Source organism: Kocuria sp. ZOR0020 (assembly GCF_000800955.1).
GTDB classification, from domain to species: Bacteria; Actinomycetota; Actinomycetes; order Actinomycetales; family Micrococcaceae; genus Kocuria; species Kocuria subflava.
Genome location: NZ_JROX01000119.1, coordinates 1 through 23,600, shown reverse-complemented (window position 1 = coordinate 23,600; position 23,600 = coordinate 1). Strand labels below are relative to the sequence as shown.

Below are 23,600 nucleotides of genomic sequence, written 5' to 3'. Positions count from 1 at the left end.
AGCGGTCACTGTGTGGACGGCAGACCGGGCCGATGGTACCAGCGGGGCTGGTATTACCAGCGGTAGTGGGCGAAGGCCTTGTTGGAGTCAGCCATCTTGTGGGTGTCTTCACGGCGCTTGACCGCGGCACCGAGGCCGTTGGAGGCATCGAGGATCTCGTTCATGAGACGCTCGGTCATGGTGTTCTCACGGCGGGCCTTGGCGTAGCCGACCAGCCAGCGCAGAGCCAGGGCGGTGGAGCGGCCTGCTCGAACCTCAACCGGCACCTGGTAGGTGGCACCGCCGACTCGGCGGGAGCGCACCTCCAGAGCGGGCTTGACGTTCTCCAGGGCCTTCTTCAGGGTGGCAACCGGCTCGGAGCCGGTCTTCTGCTCCACACCGGCCAGGGCACCGTAAACGATGCGCTCTGCGGTGGACTTCTTGCCGTCCTGGAGGACCTTGTTGATCAGCTGGGTGACGACCGGCGAACCGTAGACGGGGTCGACAACGAGCGGGCGCTTGGGAGCGGGACCCTTACGAGGCATTACTTCTTCTCCTTCTTCGCGCCGTAGCGGGAGCGGGCCTGGCCGCGACCCTTGACACCCTGGGTGTCCAGGGCGCCGCGGACGATCTTGTAGCGGACACCCGGGAGGTCCTTCACACGACCACCGCGAACGAGCACGATGGAGTGCTCCTGGAGGTTGTGGCCCTCACCGGGGATGTAAGCGGTGACCTCGACGCCGCCGTTGAGGCGCACACGGGCGACCTTACGGAGGGCGGAGTTCGGCTTCTTGGGAGTGGTGGTGTACACACGGGTGCACACGCCACGCTTCATGGGGCTGCCCTTCAGGGCAGGCGCCTTGGTCTTCACGACCTTCGGGCTGCGGCCCTTTCGGACCAACTGCTGAATTGTTGGCACTTCGTCTCCTGGTGGTGGCGGGCCGCTCACACGGCGCCGCTCTTGTTTGGTCTTCGGCTTTTGACGGCCTACTCGTCACCCACGACGCCGTGGTGCCCTGCCTCAGGACCTGGCGTTCACGCATCCCGGTGGCGTGCGGGTGATCCGCACTGGGACGAATGGTTTGCAGACACGCAAAAAAGTGGCACTGAGGTTCATCTTGCGATCCTCGGGACGGTGTCCAAATTGCCACTGGAATGCGATCTTGTGGATCTTGACTATGACATCAAGAAGTCCACATGGGTGATCGAGCTCATCTCAGCCACCTTAACAGAGTCCACCGGCGCCCACCAACCCTTGAACCGGGCCCATGAGGTCGCCTGGGTCACGTCAGACGGCGCTGGCCACCAGATCTTGATGCACTGCCGCTGCGCACTGCTGCAGAGCGGGCAGGATCTGCCCCACGGGGTCATCGGCTGCGGGACTTGCACCCACCCGCATGGACACGTTGGCCGCGGCCACGGTTTTGCCCGCAGAATCCTTCAACGGCACGGCAACGGAGCGCAGCCCGGCCTCCAGTTCCTGATCGACGACGGCGTAGCCCCGCCTGCGTACTTCATCCAAACGCCTGATGAGTTCGTGCGGCGTGGACACCGTACGAGCCAGCTGGTGTTCTCCCAGGTGCTGCCCACAGCGGGCCACGGCGTCGTCGTTGCTGAGATCCGCCAACAGCACCCGCCCCATGGAGGTCGCGTGCGCCGGGAAGCGGGTACCCACGGAAATGGCAACGTTCATGATGTGGCGCATCTGCACCCGTGCCACGTACACGATGTCCGGGCCATCCAGCACTGCCACCGAGCACGATTCCTGGACCTGGTCAGAGAGTTTGCGCAAGTGCGGGGTGACCAGCTCCGGGAGGCTGAGGGCAGAGAGATAGGAGTAGCCGAGCTCCAGCACCTTGGCCGTGAGCTCGAACTGGCGACCGTCGCTGCGCACGTAGCCCAGCTCCTCCAGGGTCAGCAGGAACCGCCTGGCAGTGGCACGGGTCAGTCCGGTACGCCGTGCGACGTCGGAAAGTGTCATGGCTGGGTGGCGGTCATCGAATGCGGCGATGACCGCCAACCCGCGGGCCAGGGACTGGACGAAGTGCCCACCACCCTCACGCGTGGTTGCCTCAGGACCTTGAGATGCGTCAGGTACCATCAAGCGCGCTCAAGGGCAAAAGGTACGAGCTCCTGGACGGCTTCAACATCACACCCGAACGTCTCCCGGACCACCACTGACCCGTCCCCCTCGATGAGGAACACTGCCTGGTCAGTATAGATGCGAGAGACACACCCCACGCCGGTCAAGGGCATGGTGCACTCCGCCACCAGCTTGGGCTGACCGTTCTTGGCGGTCAGGGTCATCATCACGAACGTCTGCTTGGCACCGGTTGCCAGGTCCATGGCTCCACCCACTGCAGGAATGGCATCGGGTTTGCCCGTGTGCCAGTTGGCCAGGTTCCCGTTGCGGTCCACCTGGAAGGCCCCCAGGACACAACAGTCCAGGTGACCGCCGCGCATCATGGCGAACGAGTCGGCATGATGGAAGTAGGAGCACCCCTCTGTTTCCTTCACGGGGATCTTCCCGGCGTTGATCAGATCCGGATCCACCTCCTCACCGTGTGCCTGCGCCCCCATGCCCAACATTCCGTTCTCCGTGTGGAGAGTGACATCATCCTCCGGAGTCAGGTAGTTGGACACCAAAGTGGGTTGGCCGATGCCCAAGTTCACGTAAGCGCCGGCGGGGATGTCCGCAGCCACCACTTCCGCCAGTTCCTCCGGGCTCAGGGCGCGATCCCGAGTCATGCGAGTCATGCTGTGCTCTCTTTCAATGGTTTCGGTCCGCCTACATGTTGCTGATCGGCCTACATGTTGCTGATCTGCCCACCCGGTACCCGGAATCAGGCCTGGCCCACGGCTGGGGAGTCAATGGCCACCACGGTGTCCACGTAGATGCCCGGGGTGACCACCACCTCGGGGTCCAGCTGGCCGCGCTGCACAATGTTGCTGACCTGCACTATTGAGTGGGTGGCTGCAGCCGCCATGATGGGCCCGAAGTTACGGGCCGTCTTGCGGTAGACCAGGTTCCCGGCAGTGTCTGCGGTGACGGCCTTGGTCAGGGAGAAGTCAGCGGTGATGGGCAATTCCAAGATCTGCATCTTTCCACCCAGCTCACGGACCTCCTTGCCCTCAGCCAGAGGGGTGCCGTAACCGGTGGGCGTGAAGAACGCCCCGATGCCTGCCCCCGCGGCGCGGATGCGTTCGGCAAGGTTGCCTTGGGGCACCACTTCCAGTTCGATCTCACCGGCGTGGTACTTGGCATCAAAGTGATGGGAGTCCGCCTGGCGTGGGAAGGAGCAGATGATCTTCCGGACGCGCCCCAGGCTGATGAGCTTGGCCAACCCAACATCCCCGTTGCCGGCATTGTTGTTGACCACGGTTAGGTCCGTGGCGCCTTGTTCGATCAGGGCATCAATGAGTTCCACCGGCTGACCGGCCACCCCGAACCCACCGATCATCACGGTGGATCCGTTCTTGATGGGTGCCACGGCGGCTGCCGCGGATTCCACGACGTTGAGCATGTTCAGCAGTCCTTCAGTTCGCGTCTTGGTTTTCCAGCACCACGGCAAGGCCTTGACCCACGCCGATGCACAGGGAGGCCACACCCCACCGCTGGTTCTCCGCCTTGAGGCGACGCGCCAGGGTGCCCAGCACCCGGGTGCCGGAGGCTCCCAACGGGTGACCGATGGCAATGGCTCCGCCCCAGGTGTTCACGATCTCCTGATCAATCCCCCATTGGCGGACACAGGCCAGTGACTGTGCCGCGAAAGCCTCGTTGAGCTCCACGGCACCAACCTGGTCCCAGGTGATTCCAGCGCGCCGCAGAGCGATGTTCCCGGCTTCCACGGGGGCCTCCCCAAAGAACTGGGGTTCGTTGGCAGCAGCGCCGCGCCCCGCAATGCGCGCCAGCGGCTCAAGGCCCAGCACGTCACCACCAGCCGCAGAGCCCAGCCAGGCGGCGGAGGCGCCGTCATTCATGGGAGAAGCGTTGCCGGCGGTCACGGTGCCGTTCTCCGCACGGAAGACCGTGCGCAGTCCGCCCAGGGACTCGGCCGTGGAGTCCGGACGGATGGTCTCGTCCCGTGTCACCTCCGTACCCCGTTTGGAGTTGGCGGGAACGCTGACCACCAGGTCCTGGTAGCGGCCCTGATCCCATGCTGCGGCCGCCAGCTGGTGGGACCGTGCGGCGAACTCGTCCTGCTCAGCGCGGGTGATGCCATGCTTCTCCCGCAGTTGTTCAGTGGCCTCTCCCAGAGAAACGGTCCACTCCCCCGGCATCTGTGGGTTCACCAGGCGCCACCCCAGCGTGGAGTTGGCCAGTTTGAGGTCTTGCATGGGGAAGGCTCGTTCGGTTTTCGGAAGGACCCACGGCGCCCGGGACATGGACTCCACACCACCCACCAACATCACATCCGCTTCCTCCACCTCGATCTGGCGGGAGGCGATCATGGCGGCATCCAAAGAGGATCCGCACAGACGGTTCACCGTGGTGCCCGGCACGGAGGTGGGCAAACCTGCCAGCAGGGTGGCCATGCGAGCCACGTTGCGGTTCTCCTCACCGGCACCGTTGGCGTTTCCGAAAATCACCTCATCGATCCGGGCAGGATCCAACTCCGGTGCACGTTCCACCATGGTGCGCACCACCAGGGCGGCCAGGTCATCCGGGCGGTGGCCGGAGAGGGCACCACCGATCTTTGCGAACGGGGTCCGTACGGCGTCGTACAGGTAGGACGAAGTCATGAGGTGCTCTCCTCCTGAGCATCCAGGCGGTCAAAGACCGCGCGGGCATGCGAAAAGGCGTTGTTGGCTGAAGGTACTGACAGATAGATCGCTGACTGGAGCAGAACTTCCTTGATCTGCTCACGCGTCAACCCGTTGCGCAGGGCGGCGCGGACGTGCATTTCGAACTCGCCCCAGTGGCCACCTGCGATCAAGGCGGTCAGTGTGATGGCGCTGCGCATGGGTCGGTCCAGGCCTGGTCGGGTCCAGATCTCCCCCCAGGCGTAGCGGGAGATGAAGTCCTGCCATTCCTCCGTGAACTCGTTCTTGCCTGCTTCCGCTCGGTCCACGTGCTGATCGGACAGCACCTGGCGGCGTACGGCCATGCCGTCTGCGTGGGCTTGGGACTCGGTACGGTCAGGATGTGCACTCACGCCTCGGTCCTCTCCGGCGTTTGCCGCTGATCGGTTCCCTGCGCGGCCAAGATGGTGGCAATCTGCTGGGCCACACGCTCGGGGGCTTCGGCAGGGGGAAGGTGGGCGACGTCGTCGTACTCGACGTATTGGGCACCGGCAATGGCCTGGGCCAGTTCCCGCAGCTGTTCCGGTGGCGTGGCAACGTCCTGCCCACCGGCGACGACGACCACCGGAACCTCAACGTGGGACAGCTGACCGTGGATGTCGAAGCCTGCCAGGGCCTCACACACCTGGGCGTACCCGTGGCGGTCTGCATCCTGGAGATCATGGAGCAAACCGGTGGACACGCCTGCGCCACTGTGGGCATCCCGGGCAATGAACCCTTCTGCGAACCACCGTTTGGCGCTGCCGATCACCTGCGTGGGGGTGCCGGCCTGAGCCACCAGCTCAGCGCGTTCCCGCCAGCCCTCTGGGGTGCCCACCTTCTGAGAGGTGGTGACCAGTACTGCACCCAGGACCCGCTCGGGTGCATCCACCAGCAGCTGCTGCCCCACACAGCCACCCACCGAGCACCCGGCATAAAAGAACGATCGATCTGTTTCTGAGATGTTCTCCCCTGCCAGGACCGTGTCCAGCGCCTGCACAACGCCTTGAGCCAGCTCCGCCATGGTGAACTGCTCGGCAGCCGCAGGGGTCACGCCGTGTCCGGGCAGGTCCCAACCCAGCACGCGGGCCTTGCCTGCCAGTTCACGGGCAACAGGCCCCCACAGGTTGGTCACCGAGGTCCCCAGGGAGGGCCCCACCAGCAGCAACGGCGCAGCAGCCAATCGTGCGCTCTGGGCTGCCGGGCCCTGCTCGGTGGGCTCCCCCAGCCCCACGATGTGAATCTCAGGAACGGCCATGGGTGTCTCCCTCGTGATCTTGGTCTGAACGGTGATGGTCAAGTTCGGTCAATCGATCCAGGGCCCGATCCACCAGAGCGTGGGCCTCACCCACGTACTCACCGGGATCGCACAGCTGGGCAATCACCTGCGCGTCCGCGGCGCCTCCGTCCGGCAGGGGCCGCCCCTTGGTCAGTTCCACCAGACGCTCGATCACGGATGCTGCATCCTGTGGTTCGGTGCTGATGGCCGCCTGAATGGTCTTCTTGGCATCGGCTGGATCTGCCAATGCCGGCGCAAGCTCGGCCACCAGACGTTCAGAGACCAACCCGGGGCCGCTGAGTTCCAGATTGCGCCGCATGGCCTCCGCGTCCACACGTAGACCTTCCGTGAGTTCCCGGGCATGCATGGCAGCAGTTCCGGTCATGGTGAGCAGCTCACGCAGGCTCGGCCACTCGGCGTGCCAGGCTCCCTCCGGACGTTCGTCCACGAAGGCGCCGGCTGCCAGGTAGAGCTGGGCCAGCATCTGCGGAGTGCTCAGCGCGCAACGTTTGATCAACACGGAGAGCACGGGGTTCTGCTTCTGCGGCATGGCAGAGGAGACCCCACGCCCGGGGGCAGTCGGTTCCCGCACCTCCCCGATTTCCGGGCGAGCCAGCACCAGAACGTCGTTGGCTACCATGCCAAGTGCTGCACAACTCTGCGCCACGGCGGAACCGAGCTGCAGAACCGGGCCACGGGCGGTGTGCCACACATGGCCCGCCTGGTCCAGACCGAGCTCAGCGGCCCACGCCTGGTTGAGCCCATCCACGGCAGCCGCACGCTCAGATGCAGGCCGATCCGCAAACAGGGCGGAGGTGCCGGCCAACGTTCCAGCCGCCCCGCCAACGGCCACCGGGAACCTCAGAGCCGCCACGGCCTGCCGGGCATCCAGCACACTGTGCAGCCACCGCGCGCAGCGCAGCCCGAACGTGGAGGGCACCGCGTGCTGGGTCAAGGTCCTGGCCACACAACTGGTGGTGCGGTGCTCAGCGGCCAATTTCCCCAGCGCCTGCAACACCGCATCAAGGTGATCCTGAACAGCGGTCACTGCACGCCGGGCCAGCAGCATGAGAGCCGTGTCCATCACGTCCTGGCTGGTCAAACCACGGTGAACGCTCCCGGCCGCACCAGCATCCACGGCCCGCACTGCTGCGCGCACGTGCCCCAGCAGGTCGATCACGGGGTTGCCGCCCGCTTCTGCTGCAACAGCCACATCTTTGGCGTTGAGCCCTCCGACCCACAACGGACCCGCGACGACGTCGTCCACCACATCCGCATGGGCCTGCGGCACCAAACCGACTACGGCCTGGGCTCGGACCCACGCGGCTTCCACCTCAACAAGACAACGCAGAAAAGCGTCGTCGTCGGTCAGGCTGTGGAAACGGTGCGTTCCGGGCGTCAGAAGGCCGTGGTCAGTCATGGTGCACTCAGATGTGGTGAAGCCGCCCACTCAGGCCGAGTGGTCGAGTCGGTGGTTCGGGTAGGACAGGAAGACCGTTTCACCGTCACCCTCGAGGTGGATGTCGAACTTCAAGGAACCATCCTCCTCACGCTGGGCAATCAGAGTGCGGCGTCGTTGCGGATCCAAGGAGGACAAGACCGGGTCCTGCTCCAGTGCTGCCTGGTCCTCCGGAAGGTAGATCCGGGTGAACAGGCGGTTGAGCAGTCCGCGGGCAAACACCGTCATGGTGATGAACGCTGCCTTGCCATCCTCTGTGGCCCCGGGGTTGACCGTGGTGAAGTCGTAATGGCCCACGTTGTCCACGGCCACCCGGCCGAATCCGGTGAAGGTGTAACCGTCACGCACCAGGGAACCAGGCTCTTGGGAAACCCGCCCCTGCGCGTCTGCCTGCCAGATTTCCAGCATGGAATCGGGCACGGGATCCCCGTGACCGTCATACACGGTGCCATGCAGGCGCACAGCATCTGGGTGGGAGCGATCCACCAGGTTTTCGCCCCCCGGGTAGGGCAGGGCGAACCCGTAGAACGGTCCGATGGTCTGACCGGGGGTGGGAATCAACCGCTCACCCGGTGCAGTGGTCGAGGTGTTGGTGTGCTGCTCAGACATCGGTGTCCTCCTCCGTGGGCGTGCGGTGCGAACCGGTCAGCACGATGTCACAGGTGTAGCCCAGGGACCATTCGTGTTCAGAGGCGTCATGGTCGTAGTTGGCCACCAAACGCTCGCGGGCCTTGGGATCCACGATCGCCTGGTAAATCGGGTCCAGATCAAACAGCGGGTCACCGGGGAAGTACATCTGGGTGATCATCCGCTGCGTGAAATCCGTGCCGAACAGGGAGAAGTGGATGTGCGCCGGACGCCACGCGTTGTGGTGGTTCTTCCACGGGTACGGACCGGGCTTGATGGTGGTGAACGAATAATTGCCGTCCGCATCCGTCAGGCACCGCCCCACCCCGGTGAAATTGGGATCGATGGGCGCGGGGTGTTGATCGCGCTTGTGGATGTAGCGCCCGGCTGCGTTGGCCTGCCAGATTTCCACCAACTGATTGCGCACGGGGCGACCGTCACCATCAAGCACGCGACCACGCACGGTCATGCGCTCGCCGATGGGCTCACCACCACCTTGGATGGTCAGATCAGCTTCCAACGCATGGACGTCCCGCTGGCCGAAGGCCGGTGCCCACAGCTCAATGGTCTCCGGATCTGCGTGGTGAAGGTCCTTGGTGGGGTGGCGCAGGATGGAACTGCGATACGGCGGATAGTCGATTCGAGGCTGCGTCTCCAGCACGCCTGACGCGGCGTAGCTGCGCTGGATCTCCTGCATGTCAGCAGAGATCTCCGCTTGAGAGTTCGCGGCGGCATCCGATGAAACAACGGGTTCAGCCATGATCATCTCCTTCGGTGTTGCTCAAGCGCCGCTGTGCGGCCACTTGTCAGGGACGTACCGGTGTTCCCGCCCACAGGCGGCTGCTGCCACTCGTCGTCGGCCCTGATCGACTGATACGAGAATAGCGCAGATCACACGCATTGCGAACACTTGTACGCAATGCGCACAAATTTGTCAGTCCTGCCACCCCGTGTAGCACTCGGAGAAGTACGCACGTCCGCGCTCCGAGTCCGTGATGGAGCGCAGTTCTCCACGACGACGCTTCTGGGCAAACGGGTTTTCATCCTGGCGGGTGTGCATCATGTTGGTGGCCCAGTAGGAGAAGTTCTGCGCCTTCCAGACCCGCTCCAGCGCCTTGGCGGAGTAGCCCGCCAGCCCGGATTCATCACCGTCACGCAACCATGCCACCAGTGCCGGCGCCAGCACACGTACGTCACAGAACGCCAGGTTCAGCCCCTTGGCGCCAGTCGGCGGAACCGTGTGGCCGGCGTCCCCAACCAACACCAGATTGTGATGGCGCAGGGGTTCACAGACGTAGGAGCGGAACTTCAGAACGGTCTTGTCAAAGATCCGCCCCTCCTTGAGCTCAAAGCCATCAGGACCCTGCATGCACTCCTGCAGTCGCGCCCAGATCTGCTCATCCGTCCAGTCATCCGCGTTGGTCTCCGGATCGCACTGGAAGTACATCCGCTGCACCGTGTCCGAGCGCTGGGAGATCAAGGCGAAACCGGCATCGGAGTTGGCGTAGATCAGTTCCGGCCAGCTGGGAGGTGCTTCACACAGGATTCCGAACCAGGCGAACGGGTATTCCATGAAGTTGTCCGTCCGCACCTCCTCCGGGATCAACTGGCGGCACATGGAGCGCGACCCGTCTGCCCCGACCACGATCTGGGCTTGGATCTCCCGGCCCGTACCCTCAGCGTCTGTGAACGTGATCCGCGGGGAATCGGTCTCGATTCCGCGCACCGCCGTGTCTGCAACGGACCAGAACACCACTCCCCCGTCACGCTCCCGCGCCTGAGCCAGATCCCAGAAGACCTCGTTCTGCGGGTACAACCACACGGACTGCCCCACGGCGTCCTGGAAGTCGATGTGGTGGTTTTCACCGTCGTAACGCAAAGTGGTCCCACGGTGCTCGTGACCTTCCGTGAGGACACGCCCCTGAACGCCGGTCTCCGTGAGCATCCGCACGCTGGCGGCTTCCAAAATGCCGGCGCGGTGGGTGTTGCGGATGGTCTCCGGATCGCGGGTCTCCACCACCACGGACTCGATTCCTTCCCGAGCCAACAAGTGGGAGAGCATCAGGCCTGCAGGCCCGCCACCCACAATGCCCACCTGAGTCTGGATTGTTTGACCTGGGGTGTGCTGAACCATCCCGCTGACCTCCTGAACGCCTACCGAACAACTGTGCGCTCAGTGTGACACCTGGCTATGACAGGGCCCACAGACATCCTGTTCAATGGGATTTCACCGCAGTGCAAGCGATCACACCGGCCGCCCGTTGCGTTTCAGCGTCCGTTCCACACCGTGGGCTGCTGCCCGCAGCACCTGGACGGTGACCTCCGCATCCACGGAGACCTCTGCCCGGTCCAGTACCGCCCCCAGGCCCGACACCACGTCTCCCCGGTGGTTGCGCACAGGCACGGCAATGGCTGTCCGGTCTGGTTCCACGTTGCCCGTTTGGACCGTGTGGCCCACCGACCGAATGGCAGCCAGGATGCGTTCCAGCTGTGTGACCGTGCCCTGCGGAATGCTCTCCTGAGCCGCGTGAAGGTCCCGGAGGCACCCCTCAACGGGCCTGGGGATCCATCCAGGCCAGCAGGATCAGCCCCACCGCTGAGACGTGCAACGGCAGTCTCCCCGCAACACCGGAACTGATGCTGCGCGCACCTCGGGCGGAAAGCCGCTGGAGGATCAAGACCTCCCTGCCCTGGCGCCGGCCCAATTGAATGTGTTGTCCCAGCACGGCGTGGGCGTCCTGCATGAACGGCGTGGCAACAGCCGCCAAGGAAGATTCCTGGGCCGACCGGGTGGACAGTTCCCACAGCCGTGTTCCCACCACGTAGGCCCCGCCGTCACGCTCCAACCACCCACGTTGGGCCAGCTCCCCGCACAGCCGGTGGGCGGTGCTGCTGGGCAGACCACTGCCGTCTGCCACCTCGGCTGCCGTCAGCCGCGGGCGATGCGCCGTGAACACCGCCAGAATCTTGTCCACGCGCTCAATCACGGTTTCGCCACTGCGGGAATTGGCCATGAAAGCATTCTCCCGCACGACGACGGCGCCCTCAGCCGCCCACCGTGAAATTCCGACTGGTTCCCGTCACCGACTGGTAGGTGCCAATGGCCGTCTTTCGATTGCCGGTGTAGACAAAGCGGTAGGTTCCTGCAGCACCCTGCGGTACGGTCCAGGACAAGGTCACCCGGGAGACCCCCAGACCGCGGTCCTGCCATTCAAAGCGGGTGTCGAAGTCCTGGTCGTCGCGCACCCGAACCCAGGCCCCGGCGTCGTTGCGCTCCACAGCCATGTACGTGTTGCCGCGGCGTTGATCGTTGTTGGGGTGGGCCCCCACGAACCGCGCCCGCACTGTGGCGCCCGGGCCAACATTGGTGGGCTGCTCAATCACCTGACCGAACCACCGTCCGAATTCCGGAAGGTCCGTGGGAGGTTCACCCTGCAAGGAGGGCAGTGCAGTCCAGGACTTGTCCGGCGGCATGGACCCCAGACTCACAGGCGCCCCGTTCACCACTGCACGGCCCAACTGATCCAGAACCTGACAAAAAGCGCCGGCGCTGTGGCGTCCGTAGATGGTGGCAGCGCCCTCGTACTGCTGGGAATCGTACTCATCCGGTGTGGTCACGTAATGGGTGTAGGCGTTGCACGTGCCGTGCACCAGGACATCTGCCTCCTGAGCCCCGGTGGCGGCTGCAACGGCCCGGCGGTACAGCACCCCGGTGGCCGCAGTCATCTCACCCGGCATGGCCGCAATCCAATACTTGCCCAGTCGGATCAGCTGAACGGGAACCTGCTGCTGGACCCAATCCATGGCGCCCACGGACAGCAGACAAACCTTGGGCGACTGCACGGCGGCGTCAAAACGATCCACCCGGTAGCGCCAGGCCTGCAGTGTGGAAAGCAACGGGTTGCCACCCAGACCTTCACTGAAGATGGAGACTCCCCCGCCGTCTTCTGTGCTTCCGGCGGCGAAAGCTGTGCCCAGGCTGGCCCATCCCGTGCGCTCGGTTCGGCCCGTTCCGGAGAACTCCGGACGGATGGCGTAACCGCGCATGTCCACGTAGGTGATGCGCGCTTCCACACCGCTGCCCACCGGATCTCCGGCGGAGCCCAACTGTGAGCGCACCGCATCAGCCTGCCGGGCGCCGATGATCCTCATGTTCTCGAACTGGTCAGAGGTGGGACCCTGTCCCGGTGCCAAGTTCAGGTTGGGAGTGATGTCACCCGAGTTGGCATTGGCAAAAGCAGCCACGAACGCCGGGCGGGACCGACTCATCAGATCCACACCGTGGTCCAGACGTTCCAAGGCGTACTGCGCGTAGCCCTTGTTGTCCCCGGAGATCAACCGGTTGGTGTTCATCAGGGAGGTGGAGTGCGTGGCAAACCAGTTGATGACCGCGTCCGTGCGGCCGTCCCGCTCGAACCGCAAGGTCACGGAGGCTGGATCAATCCCACCCGGCAGAGCGGATTGCAGCTCCACGGGATTGCGTTGAAAGGCCACTGACGAACGATTCACGCCGGCATCCGTCAGCTCTGATCGGCTCACGCGCAGATGCCCTGGGGCCTTGTCCGCATCCGCGGCCAGAACAGCCTGAACCATGGCATCCACCTGGGCCTCAAAGCTGCGCCGGTGGAAACCCCATGTGGTGACATTGTGCAACTGGTCATGCGTGGCGCCACCGGGAGTGGCATGGGTGTGGGTGCTGGAGATGACCACCTGCGCCTGAGACCAACGCCCGGGTGCCCGCCGGCCGAGTCGACTGAGCACAGCTTGACGAACGGCGTTGGACGGGGAAAGCACCTCCGCCACCACGATTGCCACGTGTTCCCCGGTGCTCTGGTCCTCGATCACGAAAGCGCGTGCCCGTTGGCGCATGTGCACCCCACGGCCTGTTTGCTGGGTGTCTCCGTAGCCGAAGAACCCCACACCACCGGCCGGTCCCGTGCAGTCCGTGACTGCACGGCCGATCAAGAAGGTGGCGTCACCGCCCCACTGGGCGGGAGCAGCCTGCGCAGCCGTGAATCCGGAGGCCGTGGTGGCTGCCCCTGCCGTGGCAGCTGCCATGACTCCCAGCACACCCCACTGGCCCACTTGTCTGCGGGTGGGCTGCGGGTCGACACCATCCCCCTGATTCAGGTGGCCCGCGTGGGGTCCGGCAACGCCGTCACATTCAACCGAAGGAACGTTCCATGTTGTTTCGGCCCTACGAAATGCGCGCGCGTTCATGGGCATCACGGTAGACCCGGAACCCTGCCTTGGATGCAGGTGAATCCGCATTGTCCGCACACGAGGGGACAGCAGAAAAGGTGAGGGCCCCTCCCCCGCAGCAACGGGGAAAGGGCCCTCACCTGGGCTGATCAAGCATCAGCCGTAGTCACTGTCGTCAGTGACGCAATCACGCTCAGTTGGCGCCGAAGTCGTAGTCCTCCAACGGGATGGCCTGGAACTCAGAACCCAACCCGGAGTTCTCCTCCGCGTACGAGAAGTCCGCGTAGGCACCGGAATCGGTGAACAGAGTCGCCTTGGCCTCTTCCGTGGGCTCAACGCTCACGTTGTTGTAACGAGCCAAACCGGTACCGACCGGGATCAACTTACCGATGATCACGTTCTCCTTCAGGCCCACCAGCGGATCCGACTTGGCTTCCATGGCAGCCTGGGTCAGAACACGAGTGGTCTCCTGGAAGGACGCCGCCGAGAGCCAGGAATCCGTGGCCAAGGAAGCCTTGGTGATACCCATCAGCTCGGGACGGCCCGCGGCCGGACGCTGCTGCTCGGACACAGCCTTGAGGTTGGCCTCGCGGTAGCGCACGTCATCCACCAACTCACCCGGGAGCAGATCGGTGTCACCCGACTCGATCACGGTGTTGCGGCGCAGCATCTGGCGGACGATGACCTCCACGTGCTTGTCGTGAATGCCCACACCCTGGGAGCGGTACACGCCCTGGACCTCATCCACCAAGTGCTTCTGTGCAGCGCGGCGGCCACGGATGCGCAGGACCTCCTTGGGGTCCACGGCACCGGCCACAAGCTGCTGGCCGACCTCCACGTGATCACCATCAGCAATCAGCATCTTGGCGCGGCGCAGCACCGGGTAAGCGAACTCCTCGTCCCCGTTGTCCGGAGTGACCACAACGCGCACACCCTTGTCGGTGTCCTCGATGTTCACACGGCCGGCCACCTCAGAGATCGGAGCCACGCCCTTGGGGGTACGGGCCTCGAAGAGCTCCTGGATACGGGGCAGACCCTGGGTGATGTCACCGTCAGAGGAAGCCACACCACCGGTGTGGAAGGTACGCATGGTCAGCTGGGTACCGGGCTCACCGATCGACTGCGCGGCAATGATGCCCACGGCCTCGCCGATGTCCACGAGCTTGTTGGTGGCCAAGGAACGGCCGTAGCAAGCAGCACAAACACCCACGGCGGACTCACAGGTCAGCACCGAGCGCACACGAACCTCGTCCACGCCGGCGTTGAACAGGGAGGCGATCAAGGCATCCGAGATGTCAGCACCGGCTTCTGCCAGCACCTCACCGTTGGCATCGGCGACGTCGATGGCCACCACACGACCGTGCACGGTGTTCTCGACCTCTTCGTGCAGCACACGGGCGCCGTTTTCCTCAACCGCCAGGGGCAGAGTCAAACCACGATCCGTGCCACAGTCCGCCTCACGGACAATGACGTCCTGGGACACGTCCACCAGACGACGAGTCAGGTAACCCGAGTTGGCGGTACGCAAAGCGGTGTCAGCCAGACCCTTACGGGCACCGTGCGTGGCGATGAAGTACTCCAGAACCGACAGGCCCTCACGGTAGGAGGACTTGATGGGACGGGGCATGATCTCGCCCTTGGGGTTGGCCACCAGACCACGGATACCCGCGATCTGACGGACCTGCATCCAGTTACCACGTGCACCGGAGGAAACCATGCGGTTGATGGTGTTCAACTCGCCCAGGTTCTCCCGCATGGCCTCGGCAACCTCATCGGTGGCCTTGGTCCAGATGTCGATCAACTCGGAGCGGCGCTCGTCGTCGTCGATCAAACCGGTGTCGTACTGGCCCTGGATCTTGGCGGCCTGAGACTCGTAACCCTCCATGATGCCGGGCTTGGCGGGAGGCGTGGCGATGTCGGAGATCGCCACGGTGATCCCGGACCAAGCGGCCCAGTAGAAGCCTGCGTCCTTGAGGTTGTCCAGGGTCTGGGCAACCACACCCATGGGGTAGGTTTCGGCAAGGTCGTTGACCAGCTTGGACAGGAACTTCTTGTCCGCAACGCCTTCAACCCACTGGTAGTCGGCCGGCAGCTGCTGGTTGAAGATCACACGACCGAGCGTGGTCTCCAGCGTGACAGCATCGCCCTGCTCGTAACCCTCAGGAGCAACCCAACCGGCGTACGGCACAAAGTCGTTGACCACGATCTTGGCCTTGGCGTTGAGGTGCAGCTTGTGGGCATCGAAAGCCATGATGGCCTCAGCCACCGAGGAGTAGCTGGTACCCGTACCGACCTCATCGGCACGCTCGGTGGTCAGGTGGTACAGACCGATGATCATGTCCTGCGACGGCAGGGCGATCGGCTTGCCGTCCGAGGGCTTCAGGATGTTGTTGGAGGACAGCATCAGGATGCGGGCCTCGGCCTGGGCCTCCGGGGACAGGGGCAGGTGCACAGCCATCTGGTCACCGTCGAAGTCGGCGTTGAACGCCGAGCAGACCAACGGGTGCAGCTGGATGGCCTTGCCCTCCACCAACTGGGGCTCAAAGGCCTGGATGCCCAGACGGTGCAGGGTTGGTGCACGGTTGAGCAGCACCGGGTGCTCGGTGATGACCTCTTCCAGCACGTCCCACACCTGCGGGCGGTAACGCTCCACCATCCGCTTGGCGGACTTGATGTTCTGAGCGTGGTTGAGATCCACCAGGCGCTTCATCACGAAAGGCTTGAACAGCTCCAGAGCCATCTGCTTGGGCAGACCGGCCTGGTGCAGCTTCAGCTGCGGACCCACCACGATGACCGAACGGCCCGAGTAGTCCACACGCTTGCCCAACAGGTTCTGACGGAAGCGGCCCTGCTTGCCCTTGAGCATGTCGGAGAGCGACTTCAGCGCACGGTTGCCGGGTCCGGTGACCGGGCGGCCCCGACGGCCGTTGTCGAACAGGGAGTCCACGGCCTCCTGCAGCATGCGCTTCTCGTTGTTCACGATGATCTCGGGAGCACCCAGATCCAGCAGACGCTTCAGGCGGTTGTTGCGGTTGATCACACGACGGTAGAGGTCGTTCAGGTCGGAGGTGGCAAAGCGGCCACCGTCCAGCTGCACCATGGGGCGCAGTTCCGGCGGGATCACCGGAACTGCGTCCAGGACCATGCCCAGCGGGGAGTTGTCCGTGGTCAGGAAGGCGTTGACCACCTTCAGGCGCTTGAGCGCACGGGACTTCCGCTGACCCTTGCCGGTGGCGATGATCTCCCGCAGGGTCTCTGCCTCACCAGCCAGGTCAAAGGTCTCCAGGCGCTTTTTGATCGCCTCGGCACCCATGGAGCCCTCAAAGTACATGCCGTAGCGGTCCACCATCTGGCGGTACAGGGCCTCGTCACCCTCAAGGTCGTTGACCTTCAGGTTCTTGAACCGGTCCCACACACGCTCCAGGGCCTCGACCTCACGGTCGGCGCGCTTGCGCACGTTGGCCATCTGGCGGTCTGCGGCGTCACGCAGCTTGCGCTTCTCAGCGGCCTTGCCGCCCTCGGCCTCAACCGTGGCCAGATCCTGCTCCAGGTCACCGGCGATGGCCACGACGTCGGAATCGCGCTGGTCCTCCAGGGCCTTTTTCTCACGGTCGATGGCAGCCTGCAAGTTGGGGAGGTCGTCGTGACGAGCCTCCTCGTCCACCTTGGTGATCATGTAGGCGGCAAAGTAGATGACCTTCTCCAGGTCCTTCGGCGCCAGATCCAGCAGGTAGCCCAAACGGGAGGGAACACCCTTGAAGTACCAGATGTGGGTCACAGGAGCTGCCAGCTCGATGTGGCCCATGCGCTCACGACGCACCTTGGCACGGGTCACCTCAACGCCGCAGCGCTCACAGATGATGCCCTTGTAGCGCACGCGCTTGTACTTGCCGCAGTAGCACTCCCAGTCACGGGTGGGGCCAAAGATCTTCTCGCAGAACAGGCCGTCCTTCTCCGGCTTGAGCGTGCGGTAGTTGATCGTCTCGGGCTTCTTGACCTCGCCGAAGGACCAGCTACGGATCTGGTCGGCCGTGGCCAGGCCGATCCGCATGAGGTTGAGTGAAGAATCGTTGGACATAAGGATCCTTGATCTCTTTCTGTGAATTCTTCTTGAAATCTTGTCTGGATGAAGTCGGTGGGGTGACCCGCCGTCGTCGTCACTGACTCAGTGCACAACGACGACGGCGGCTCACCCGGGCGCAGGCGCCGGCTCAGACCTCTTCGACCGAGCTGGGCTCGGAGTGGGAGAGGTCGATGCCGAGCTCCTCGGCTGCGCGGAAGACCTCGTCATCCGCATCGCGCATCTCAATGGTCTGGCCGTCGGCCGAGAGGACCTCGACGTTCAGGCACAGGGACTTCATTTCCTTGATCAGGACCTTGAAGGATTCGGGGACACCCGGTTCGGGGATGTTCTCGCCCTTCACGATCGCCTCGTAGACCTTCACGCGCCCGTGAACGTCATCGGACTTGACCGTCAGGATCTCCTGCAGCGTGTAAGCGGCGCCGTAAGCCTCCAGGGCCCAGACCTCCATCTCACCAAAACGCTGACCGCCGAACTGAGCCTTACCGCCCAGCGGCTGCTGGGTGATCATGGAGTACGGACCGGTGGAACGGGCGTGAATCTTGTCGTCCACCAGGTGGTGCAACTTCAAGATGTACTGGTAACCGACCGAGATCGGGTCCGGGAACGGCTCACCGGAACGGCCGTCGAACAGCTGGGCCTTTCCCGTGTGGTTGATCAGACGATCCCCGTCACGGGTGGTGTTGGAGTGATCCAGCAGGTCGAAGATCTCGTCCTCGCGGGCACCATCGAACACCGGGGTGGCCACGTTGACCTGTCCCGTGGACTTGGGGAAGTTGGTCAGACGATCCAGCCACTCGGGGTTTCCCTCGATCTCCCAGCCCTGCTTGGCCAACCAACCGGTGTGAACCTCGAGCACCTGGCCCAGGTTCATACGGCCGGGCACACCCAGCGGGTTCAGGATCACGTCAACGGGGGTTCCGTCAGCCAGGAACGGCATGTCCTCGACCGGCAGGATCTTGGAGATCACACCCTTGTTGCCGTGACGGCCGGCCAGCTTGTCGCCGTCCGTGATCTTGCGCTTCTGCGCCACGTACACACGCACAACCTGGTTGACACCTGCGGGGAGATCATCGCCGTCGTCATCGCGGTCGAACACGCGCACGCCGATCACGGTTCCGGACTCGCCGTGGGGCACCTTCAGGGAGGTGTCACGAACCTCGCGGGACTTCTCACCGAAGATGGCGCGCAGCAGGCGCTCCTCCGGGGTCAGCTCGGTTTCACCCTTGGGGGTCACCTTGCCCACCAGGATGTCACCGGCCTGGACCTCGGCACCGATGTGGATGATGCCGCGCTCGTCCAGTGCGGAGAGCACTTCCTCGGAGACGTTCGGGATGTCACGGGTGATTTCCTCGGCACCGAGCTTGGTGTCGCGGGCATCGATCTCGTGCTCCTCGATGTGGATCGAGGTCAGGACGTCGTCGGAGACCATGCGCTGGGAGAGGATGATGGCGTCCTCGTAGTTGAGGCCCTCCCAGGACATGTAGGCAACCAGCAGGTTCTTGCCCAGCGCCAACTCACCGTGATCGGTGGAGGGACCATCGGCGATGACCGTACGGTTCTCCACGCGGTCATCCTCGGAGACGATCACACGCTGGTTGTAGGTGTTGCCCGGGTTGGAGCGGACGAACTTGCCCACCACGTAGTCCTTGGTGGTGCCGTCGTCATTGGCCACGGTCACGTGGTCGGCGGCGACCTCGGTCACAACACCCGGCTTGACGGCCAGCACAGAATCGCCAGCGTCCATGGCGGCAAAGCGCTCCATGCCCGTGCCCACCAGCGGGGCCTCGGTCACCAACAGCGGCACAGCCTGGCGCTGCATGTTGGCACCCATCAGGGCTCGGTTGGCGTCGTCGTGCTCCAGGTACGGAATCAGGGCCGTGGCCACGGAGACCATCTGGCGCGGGGAAACGTCCATGAACTCGACGTCACCGGGCTCAACCAGCACGGCTTCACCGGAACCGTCAGCGGCACGGGCCAGTACGGCGTCCTCGGCAAAGCGGAGGTCGTCGGTCAGCGGAGCGTTGGCCTGGGCGATCACGGCGCCGCGCTCGTCATCGGCGGTCAGGTACACGACGTCGTCGGTCACCACACCGTCCATCACGCGACGGTACGGGGTCTCGATGAAACCGAACGGGTTGATCCGCGCGTAGGTTGCCAACGAGCCGATCAGGCCGATGTTGGAGCCTTCAGGGGTTTCGATCGGGCACATACGGCCGTAGTGCGACGGGTGGACGTCACGGACCTCCATGCCGGCGCGGTCACGGGAGAGACCACCCGGGCCCAGCGCGGAGAGACGGCGCTTGTGCGTCAAACCGGCCAGCGGGTTGTTCTGGTCCATGAACTGGGACAGCTGGGATGTACCGAAGAACTCCTTGATCGCAGCCACCACGGGGCGGATGTTGATCAGGGTCTGCGGGGTGATGGCCTCGACGTCCTGCGTGGTCATGCGCTCACGCACCACACGCTCCATACGGGACAGGCCCGTACGAATCTGGTTCTCGATCAGCTCACCCACGGCACGGATACGACGGTTGCCGAAGTGGTCGATGTCATCGACGTCGATTCGGATCTCGCGTGCCTCGCCGTCGCGGACACCCTGGATGGAGTCGCCACCGGCGTGCAGGGTGACCAGGTAACGGATCATGGCCACGATGTCCTCGATGGAGAGCACCGAGGCATCGGGGTCGTCAAAGCCCTTGTCGATACCGAGCTTGCGGTTGATCTTGTAGCGCCCGACCTTGGCCAGGTCATAACGCTTGGGGTTGAAGTACATGTTGTCCAGCAACTGCTGGGCAGCATCAACCGTGGGCGGCTCACCCGGACGCAGCTTGCGGTAGATGTCCAGCAGGGCATCCTCGCGGGTCTCCGTGGTGTCCTTCTCCAAGGTGGCACGGATGGAGTCGAACTCGCCGAACTCTTCCAGGATCTTGGACTCGGTCCAGCCCAGGGCCTTGAGCAGAACGGTCACGGACTGCTTGCGCTTGCGGTCCAGACGCACGCCCACCTGATCGCGCTTGTCGATCTCGAGCTCGAACCATGCACCGCGGGACGGGATGATCTTGGCGGAGAAGATGTCCTTGTCCGAGTTCCGGTCCTGGCCCTTTTCAAAGTAGGCACCCGGGGAACGCACCAGCTGGGAGACAACAACACGCTCGGTGCCGTTGATCACAAACGTGCCCTTGTCCGTCATGAGCGGGAAGTCGCCCATGAACACGGTCTGCTGCTTGATCTCACCGGTGGTGTTGTTCATGAACTCGGCCTTCACGTACAGCGGGGCCGAGTAGGTGGCGTCACGGTCCTTGCATTCTTCGACCGTGTACTTGGGGTCGTAGAACTCGGGCTCGGTGAAGGAGAGGGACATGGTGCCCTGGAAGTCTTCGATCGGAGAGATCTCCTCGAAGATGTCTGACAGCCCGGAGGTGGTGGGAACACCGGTCTGGCCGGCTTCCTGTACCTGGCGCAGGCGCTCCTGCCACTTCTCGTTGCCGACCAGACGGTCAAAGCTGTCGGTCTGCAGCGCCAGGAGGTTGGGGACCTCCAGGGGCTCGTGAATCTTTGCGAAAGAGACACGACGCGGGGTGTTGTTCCCTGTCGTGTTTGCGGTGACGGACGAATCGGTGCTCGAGGCGACCAAGATGAGATTCCTTCCACAGATCTGCAAGTGAATCGCGCGGTTCCCGTCCGATGTGACGGTCTCATCAACTCCGGCTCAACGATGCACCGGACCAGGGGTCTCAGTGACGCTGACTAGGGGGAAGTACGGGGTTGATGGTTCCGAAGGGGCGCCCACCGCTATATGAAGGCACGCTGAAATCAGGGACGACGCAAAGATCCAGAATAGGCCACAGAACGCGCCGTGTCCACCACCAGATGGAACTTTCTGCTAGTCTCTCGCGCCCGTCGTCGCCGCCGGCCACCCCACCCCACCCGCCGAGCAGTGGGTTGTGCCGCCCATCAGGGCTCATGGGCGGCACAAGTCACTGCTCGGCCGAGATCACCGGTACAAGTCGCGGCTCGGCGGGGAAGAACGGCACAAACGAACGAACCCCGTGCACCTGAAGTGCACGGGGTTCGTTCAGCAAGATGCGGCTCAAGCCGCGGAACTCACTTGAGGGTGACGGTTGCGCCAGCGGCCTCGAGCTGCTCCTTGGCCTTCTCGGCGTCCTCCTTGGAGGCACCTTCCAGGACCGGCTTGGGAGCGCCGTCGACGAGGTCCTTGGCCTCCTTCAGGCCGAGGGAGGTCAGGGCGCGCACCTCCTTGATGACGCCGATCTTCTTGTCGCCGGCAGCCTCGAGGACGACGTCGAATTCGGTCTGCTCTTCAGCAGCGGCCTCGCCGCCGGCAGCCGGAGCGCCAGCAACAGCAACAGCAGCCGGAGCGGCAGCGGTGACGTCGAAGGTCTCCTCGAAGGCCTTCACGAACTCGGAGAGCTCAATGAGGGAGAGCTCCTTGAAAGCGTCAATCAGTTCCTCGGTGGAAAGCTTTGCCATGGTGATGGCTCCTTCTTGGTTTGAGTCTGCGTCCGTACCCGTGGTGGGTGATGGACCGTTCAGATCTGGGGTCTTGCGGTGTGTGGGACGTCAGAGACGTCAGGCAGCCTCGCCGGTCTCCTCGACCTTGGCGCGCAGGGCCTCGGCCGTGCGGACCGTCTTGGACAGCGGGGCCTGGAACAGTGCGGCAGCCTTGGACAGCGATGCCTGTGCGGCACCGGCAACCTTGGCCAGCAGAACCTCGCGGGACTCGAGGTCCGCAAGCTTCTTGATTCCGTCTTCATCAAGTGCGGCGCCATCCATGTAGCCGCCCTTGAGGATCAGTTCCGGGTTTTCCTTGGCAAAGTCACGCAGGGACTTGGCGACGGCGACCGGGTCACCGGCAACGAACGCGATGGCTGAGGGGCCGTTGAGCTTGCCCTCGAACGCGTCGATGCCGACTTCCTGGGCGGCGATGCCGGCCAGCGTGTTCTTCACCACGGCGTACTCGGCTTCTTCACCGAGTGCGCGGCGCAGCTGCTTGAGCTGAGCCACCGAGAGACCGCGGTATTCGGTCAGCACAGCAGCATTGGAAGCAGAGAACTGCTCCTTGAGCTCTGCTACCGCGGCGGCCTTTTCCGGGTTCGCCATGGCACTCCTTTCCTGGTGGGCCGGTCGCATCCGTGCGAATCCCAACAAAAAACGCCCCGGCAGGAGCCAGGGCGTTGAGGCACACACTTGACATGGAGATCAAGCACGAACAGAAACGTTCAGGACACCTGCGTTGGACGCCCTTGTGGGCTCTTACGGCGGTTCCTCACGTGTGCACCAGGTGTGCTGCAGACATGATGAACCACGACCGACGGTCTTTGGATGTCTCAAGAGTAACCGCCATGTGCGCGCCACGCAACTTGATGTGAGGCAACCGGCTTGAGATGCGTCACCTGGCACCGCCGATCAGCCGCAAAAAGGCCGAATCACGACGACGACGGCACAGGCCGCCCATGTCTCATTCGATGCCGACTCGGCGTGACCAGACGGCCGAACGGCCCAGGGTCTGGGCTCCCAACCTGCGGTTGACCCAGTTCATCCGGATGTTGCCGCTGTGTGTCCACACGTAGATGGAATGCACGTTGGGTGTCTGCCGTTCGAGTGCCGCCAGGTTGGCCAACTTCAGGCGCAACCCCAGCCTGCGGCCCCGGTGGTCCCGCAGCACCACGGTTTCGTCCTGGAAGCAGATGCTGGCATCAGGGCCCGGCAGCACAACCTCGGTCATGCCCACCAGCTCTCTACTCGGCACGTGTTCCACCACGGACATCAGGGAGATGTCCCCGTTCTCCTCCCGCAGCGCCTCCGTGCGACGCACGCGGTCTGCATCCCACGGCTCCTCCGCCCACAACCGCGGCGGCACGAACGAGTCCGACGGGATGCGTTCATGGAGCTTGGCCAGGGAGTCCAACCAGTTCTGAGGTGCTGCACCCATCCAGGTGTGGATGCGGTAGTCCTCAGCGCCTGGATGCGATTCGACTTCAGAACTCAGGCGCTCATGCTCGTGTGGGTCCAGCGGCACGCGGATGCGGCTGACGTCACTGACGGTCTGCAGTTCATAGCCGAACCTGACGGCGAACCGTGTCTGGCGGTTGGCCACCGGCAAGCGCCCCGACCCGTCAGCTGCTGAAATCCAGGCATCAGGATCAATGATCGGCAAGGCACCCGTG

19 protein-coding genes and 1 pseudogene are annotated in these 23,600 nt (G+C 64.0%); all 20 read right to left on the bottom strand.

The genetic code is table 11. The annotated features are described in order from the left end of the window. Window positions 1–53: 53 nt before the first annotated feature. Window positions 54–524: a 30S ribosomal protein S7 gene (rpsG, locus tag L979_RS07920; protein WP_047691286.1), complete on the bottom strand. Its 471-nt coding sequence runs from the start codon at window positions 522–524 to the stop codon at window positions 54–56. Next, window positions 524–898: a 30S ribosomal protein S12 gene (rpsL, locus tag L979_RS07915; RefSeq protein ID WP_047691283.1), complete on the bottom strand. Its 375-nt coding sequence runs from the start codon at window positions 896–898 to the stop codon at window positions 524–526. The genes rpsG and rpsL overlap by 1 nt, the downstream gene beginning before the upstream one ends. A gap of 369 nt (window positions 899–1,267) precedes the next feature. Then, window positions 1,268–2,080, bottom strand: a complete 813-nt coding sequence (locus L979_RS07910) for an IclR family transcriptional regulator C-terminal domain-containing protein (protein ID WP_047691282.1) — start codon at window positions 2,078–2,080, stop codon at window positions 1,268–1,270. Continuing rightward, window positions 2,080–2,736 (bottom strand): 3-oxoacid CoA-transferase subunit B, encoded by a 657-nt coding sequence (locus L979_RS07905; protein WP_052209671.1) that lies wholly within the window; start codon window positions 2,734–2,736, stop codon window positions 2,080–2,082. The genes L979_RS07910 and L979_RS07905 overlap by 1 nt, the downstream gene beginning before the upstream one ends. A gap of 86 nt (window positions 2,737–2,822) precedes the next feature. Continuing rightward, the gene (locus L979_RS07900; protein WP_047691277.1) at window positions 2,823–3,503 is read right to left on the bottom strand and encodes a 3-oxoacid CoA-transferase subunit A; all 681 of its coding nucleotides are present in this window, start codon (window positions 3,501–3,503) and stop codon (window positions 2,823–2,825) included. 13 nt (window positions 3,504–3,516) lie between these two features. Beyond that, a complete protein-coding gene (locus tag L979_RS07895) occupies window positions 3,517–4,722 on the bottom strand; it encodes a thiolase family protein (RefSeq protein WP_047691274.1) in 1,206 nt (401 codons plus the stop codon). Next, window positions 4,719–5,135, bottom strand: a complete 417-nt coding sequence (locus L979_RS07890) for a carboxymuconolactone decarboxylase family protein (RefSeq protein ID WP_047691273.1) — start codon at window positions 5,133–5,135, stop codon at window positions 4,719–4,721. The genes L979_RS07895 and L979_RS07890 overlap by 4 nt, the downstream gene beginning before the upstream one ends. Next, entirely contained in the window at window positions 5,132–6,019 is an 888-nt protein-coding gene (locus L979_RS07885) for an alpha/beta fold hydrolase (RefSeq protein WP_052209670.1), read from the bottom strand. Before L979_RS07885 ends, L979_RS07890 begins: the two co-directional genes overlap by 4 nt. Continuing rightward, window positions 6,006–7,460, bottom strand: a complete 1,455-nt coding sequence (locus L979_RS07880) for a lyase family protein (RefSeq protein ID WP_052209672.1) — start codon at window positions 7,458–7,460, stop codon at window positions 6,006–6,008. The genes L979_RS07885 and L979_RS07880 overlap by 14 nt, the downstream gene beginning before the upstream one ends. Before the next feature lie 30 nt (window positions 7,461–7,490). After that, on the bottom strand, window positions 7,491–8,108 hold the full coding sequence (pcaG, locus tag L979_RS07875; RefSeq protein WP_052209669.1) for a protocatechuate 3,4-dioxygenase subunit alpha: 618 nt from the start codon (window positions 8,106–8,108) through the stop codon (window positions 7,491–7,493). Further along, entirely contained in the window at window positions 8,101–8,886 is a 786-nt protein-coding gene (gene pcaH / locus L979_RS07870) for a protocatechuate 3,4-dioxygenase subunit beta (protein ID WP_047691290.1), read from the bottom strand. The genes pcaG and pcaH overlap by 8 nt, the downstream gene beginning before the upstream one ends. Window positions 8,887–9,060: 174 nt before the next feature. Next, complete coding sequence (locus L979_RS07865; protein WP_047691270.1) at window positions 9,061–10,260, bottom strand: 4-hydroxybenzoate 3-monooxygenase; 1,200 nt, start codon at window positions 10,258–10,260, stop codon at window positions 9,061–9,063. A gap of 111 nt (window positions 10,261–10,371) precedes the next feature. Beyond that, entirely contained in the window at window positions 10,372–10,614 is a 243-nt protein-coding gene (locus L979_RS14605; protein ID WP_255349599.1) for an IclR family transcriptional regulator C-terminal domain-containing protein, read from the bottom strand. A gap of 61 nt (window positions 10,615–10,675) precedes the next feature. Next, entirely contained in the window at window positions 10,676–11,140 is a 465-nt protein-coding gene (locus L979_RS14600) for an IclR family transcriptional regulator (RefSeq protein WP_156125491.1), read from the bottom strand. 31 nt (window positions 11,141–11,171) lie between these two features. Beyond that, entirely contained in the window at window positions 11,172–13,184 is a 2,013-nt protein-coding gene (locus tag L979_RS07855; protein ID WP_047691288.1) for a neutral/alkaline non-lysosomal ceramidase N-terminal domain-containing protein, read from the bottom strand. Between the two features lie 337 nt (window positions 13,185–13,521). Beyond that, window positions 13,522–17,406: a DNA-directed RNA polymerase subunit beta' gene (locus L979_RS07850; RefSeq protein ID WP_047691268.1), complete on the bottom strand. Its 3,885-nt coding sequence runs from the start codon at window positions 17,404–17,406 to the stop codon at window positions 13,522–13,524. Between the two features lie 133 nt (window positions 17,407–17,539). Beyond that, window positions 17,540–21,046, bottom strand: a complete 3,507-nt coding sequence (rpoB, locus tag L979_RS07845) for a DNA-directed RNA polymerase subunit beta (protein ID WP_047691266.1) — start codon at window positions 21,044–21,046, stop codon at window positions 17,540–17,542. Between the two features lie 470 nt (window positions 21,047–21,516). After that, window positions 21,517–21,903, bottom strand: a complete 387-nt coding sequence (gene rplL, locus L979_RS07840) for a 50S ribosomal protein L7/L12 (RefSeq protein WP_047691264.1) — start codon at window positions 21,901–21,903, stop codon at window positions 21,517–21,519. Window positions 21,904–22,002: 99 nt separating this feature from the next. Beyond that, window positions 22,003–22,533: a 50S ribosomal protein L10 gene (gene rplJ, locus L979_RS07835; protein ID WP_047691262.1), complete on the bottom strand. Its 531-nt coding sequence runs from the start codon at window positions 22,531–22,533 to the stop codon at window positions 22,003–22,005. Between the two features lie 358 nt (window positions 22,534–22,891). Continuing rightward, a pseudogene (locus L979_RS16285) lies at window positions 22,892–23,600 on the bottom strand (GNAT family N-acetyltransferase); the annotation flags it as partial.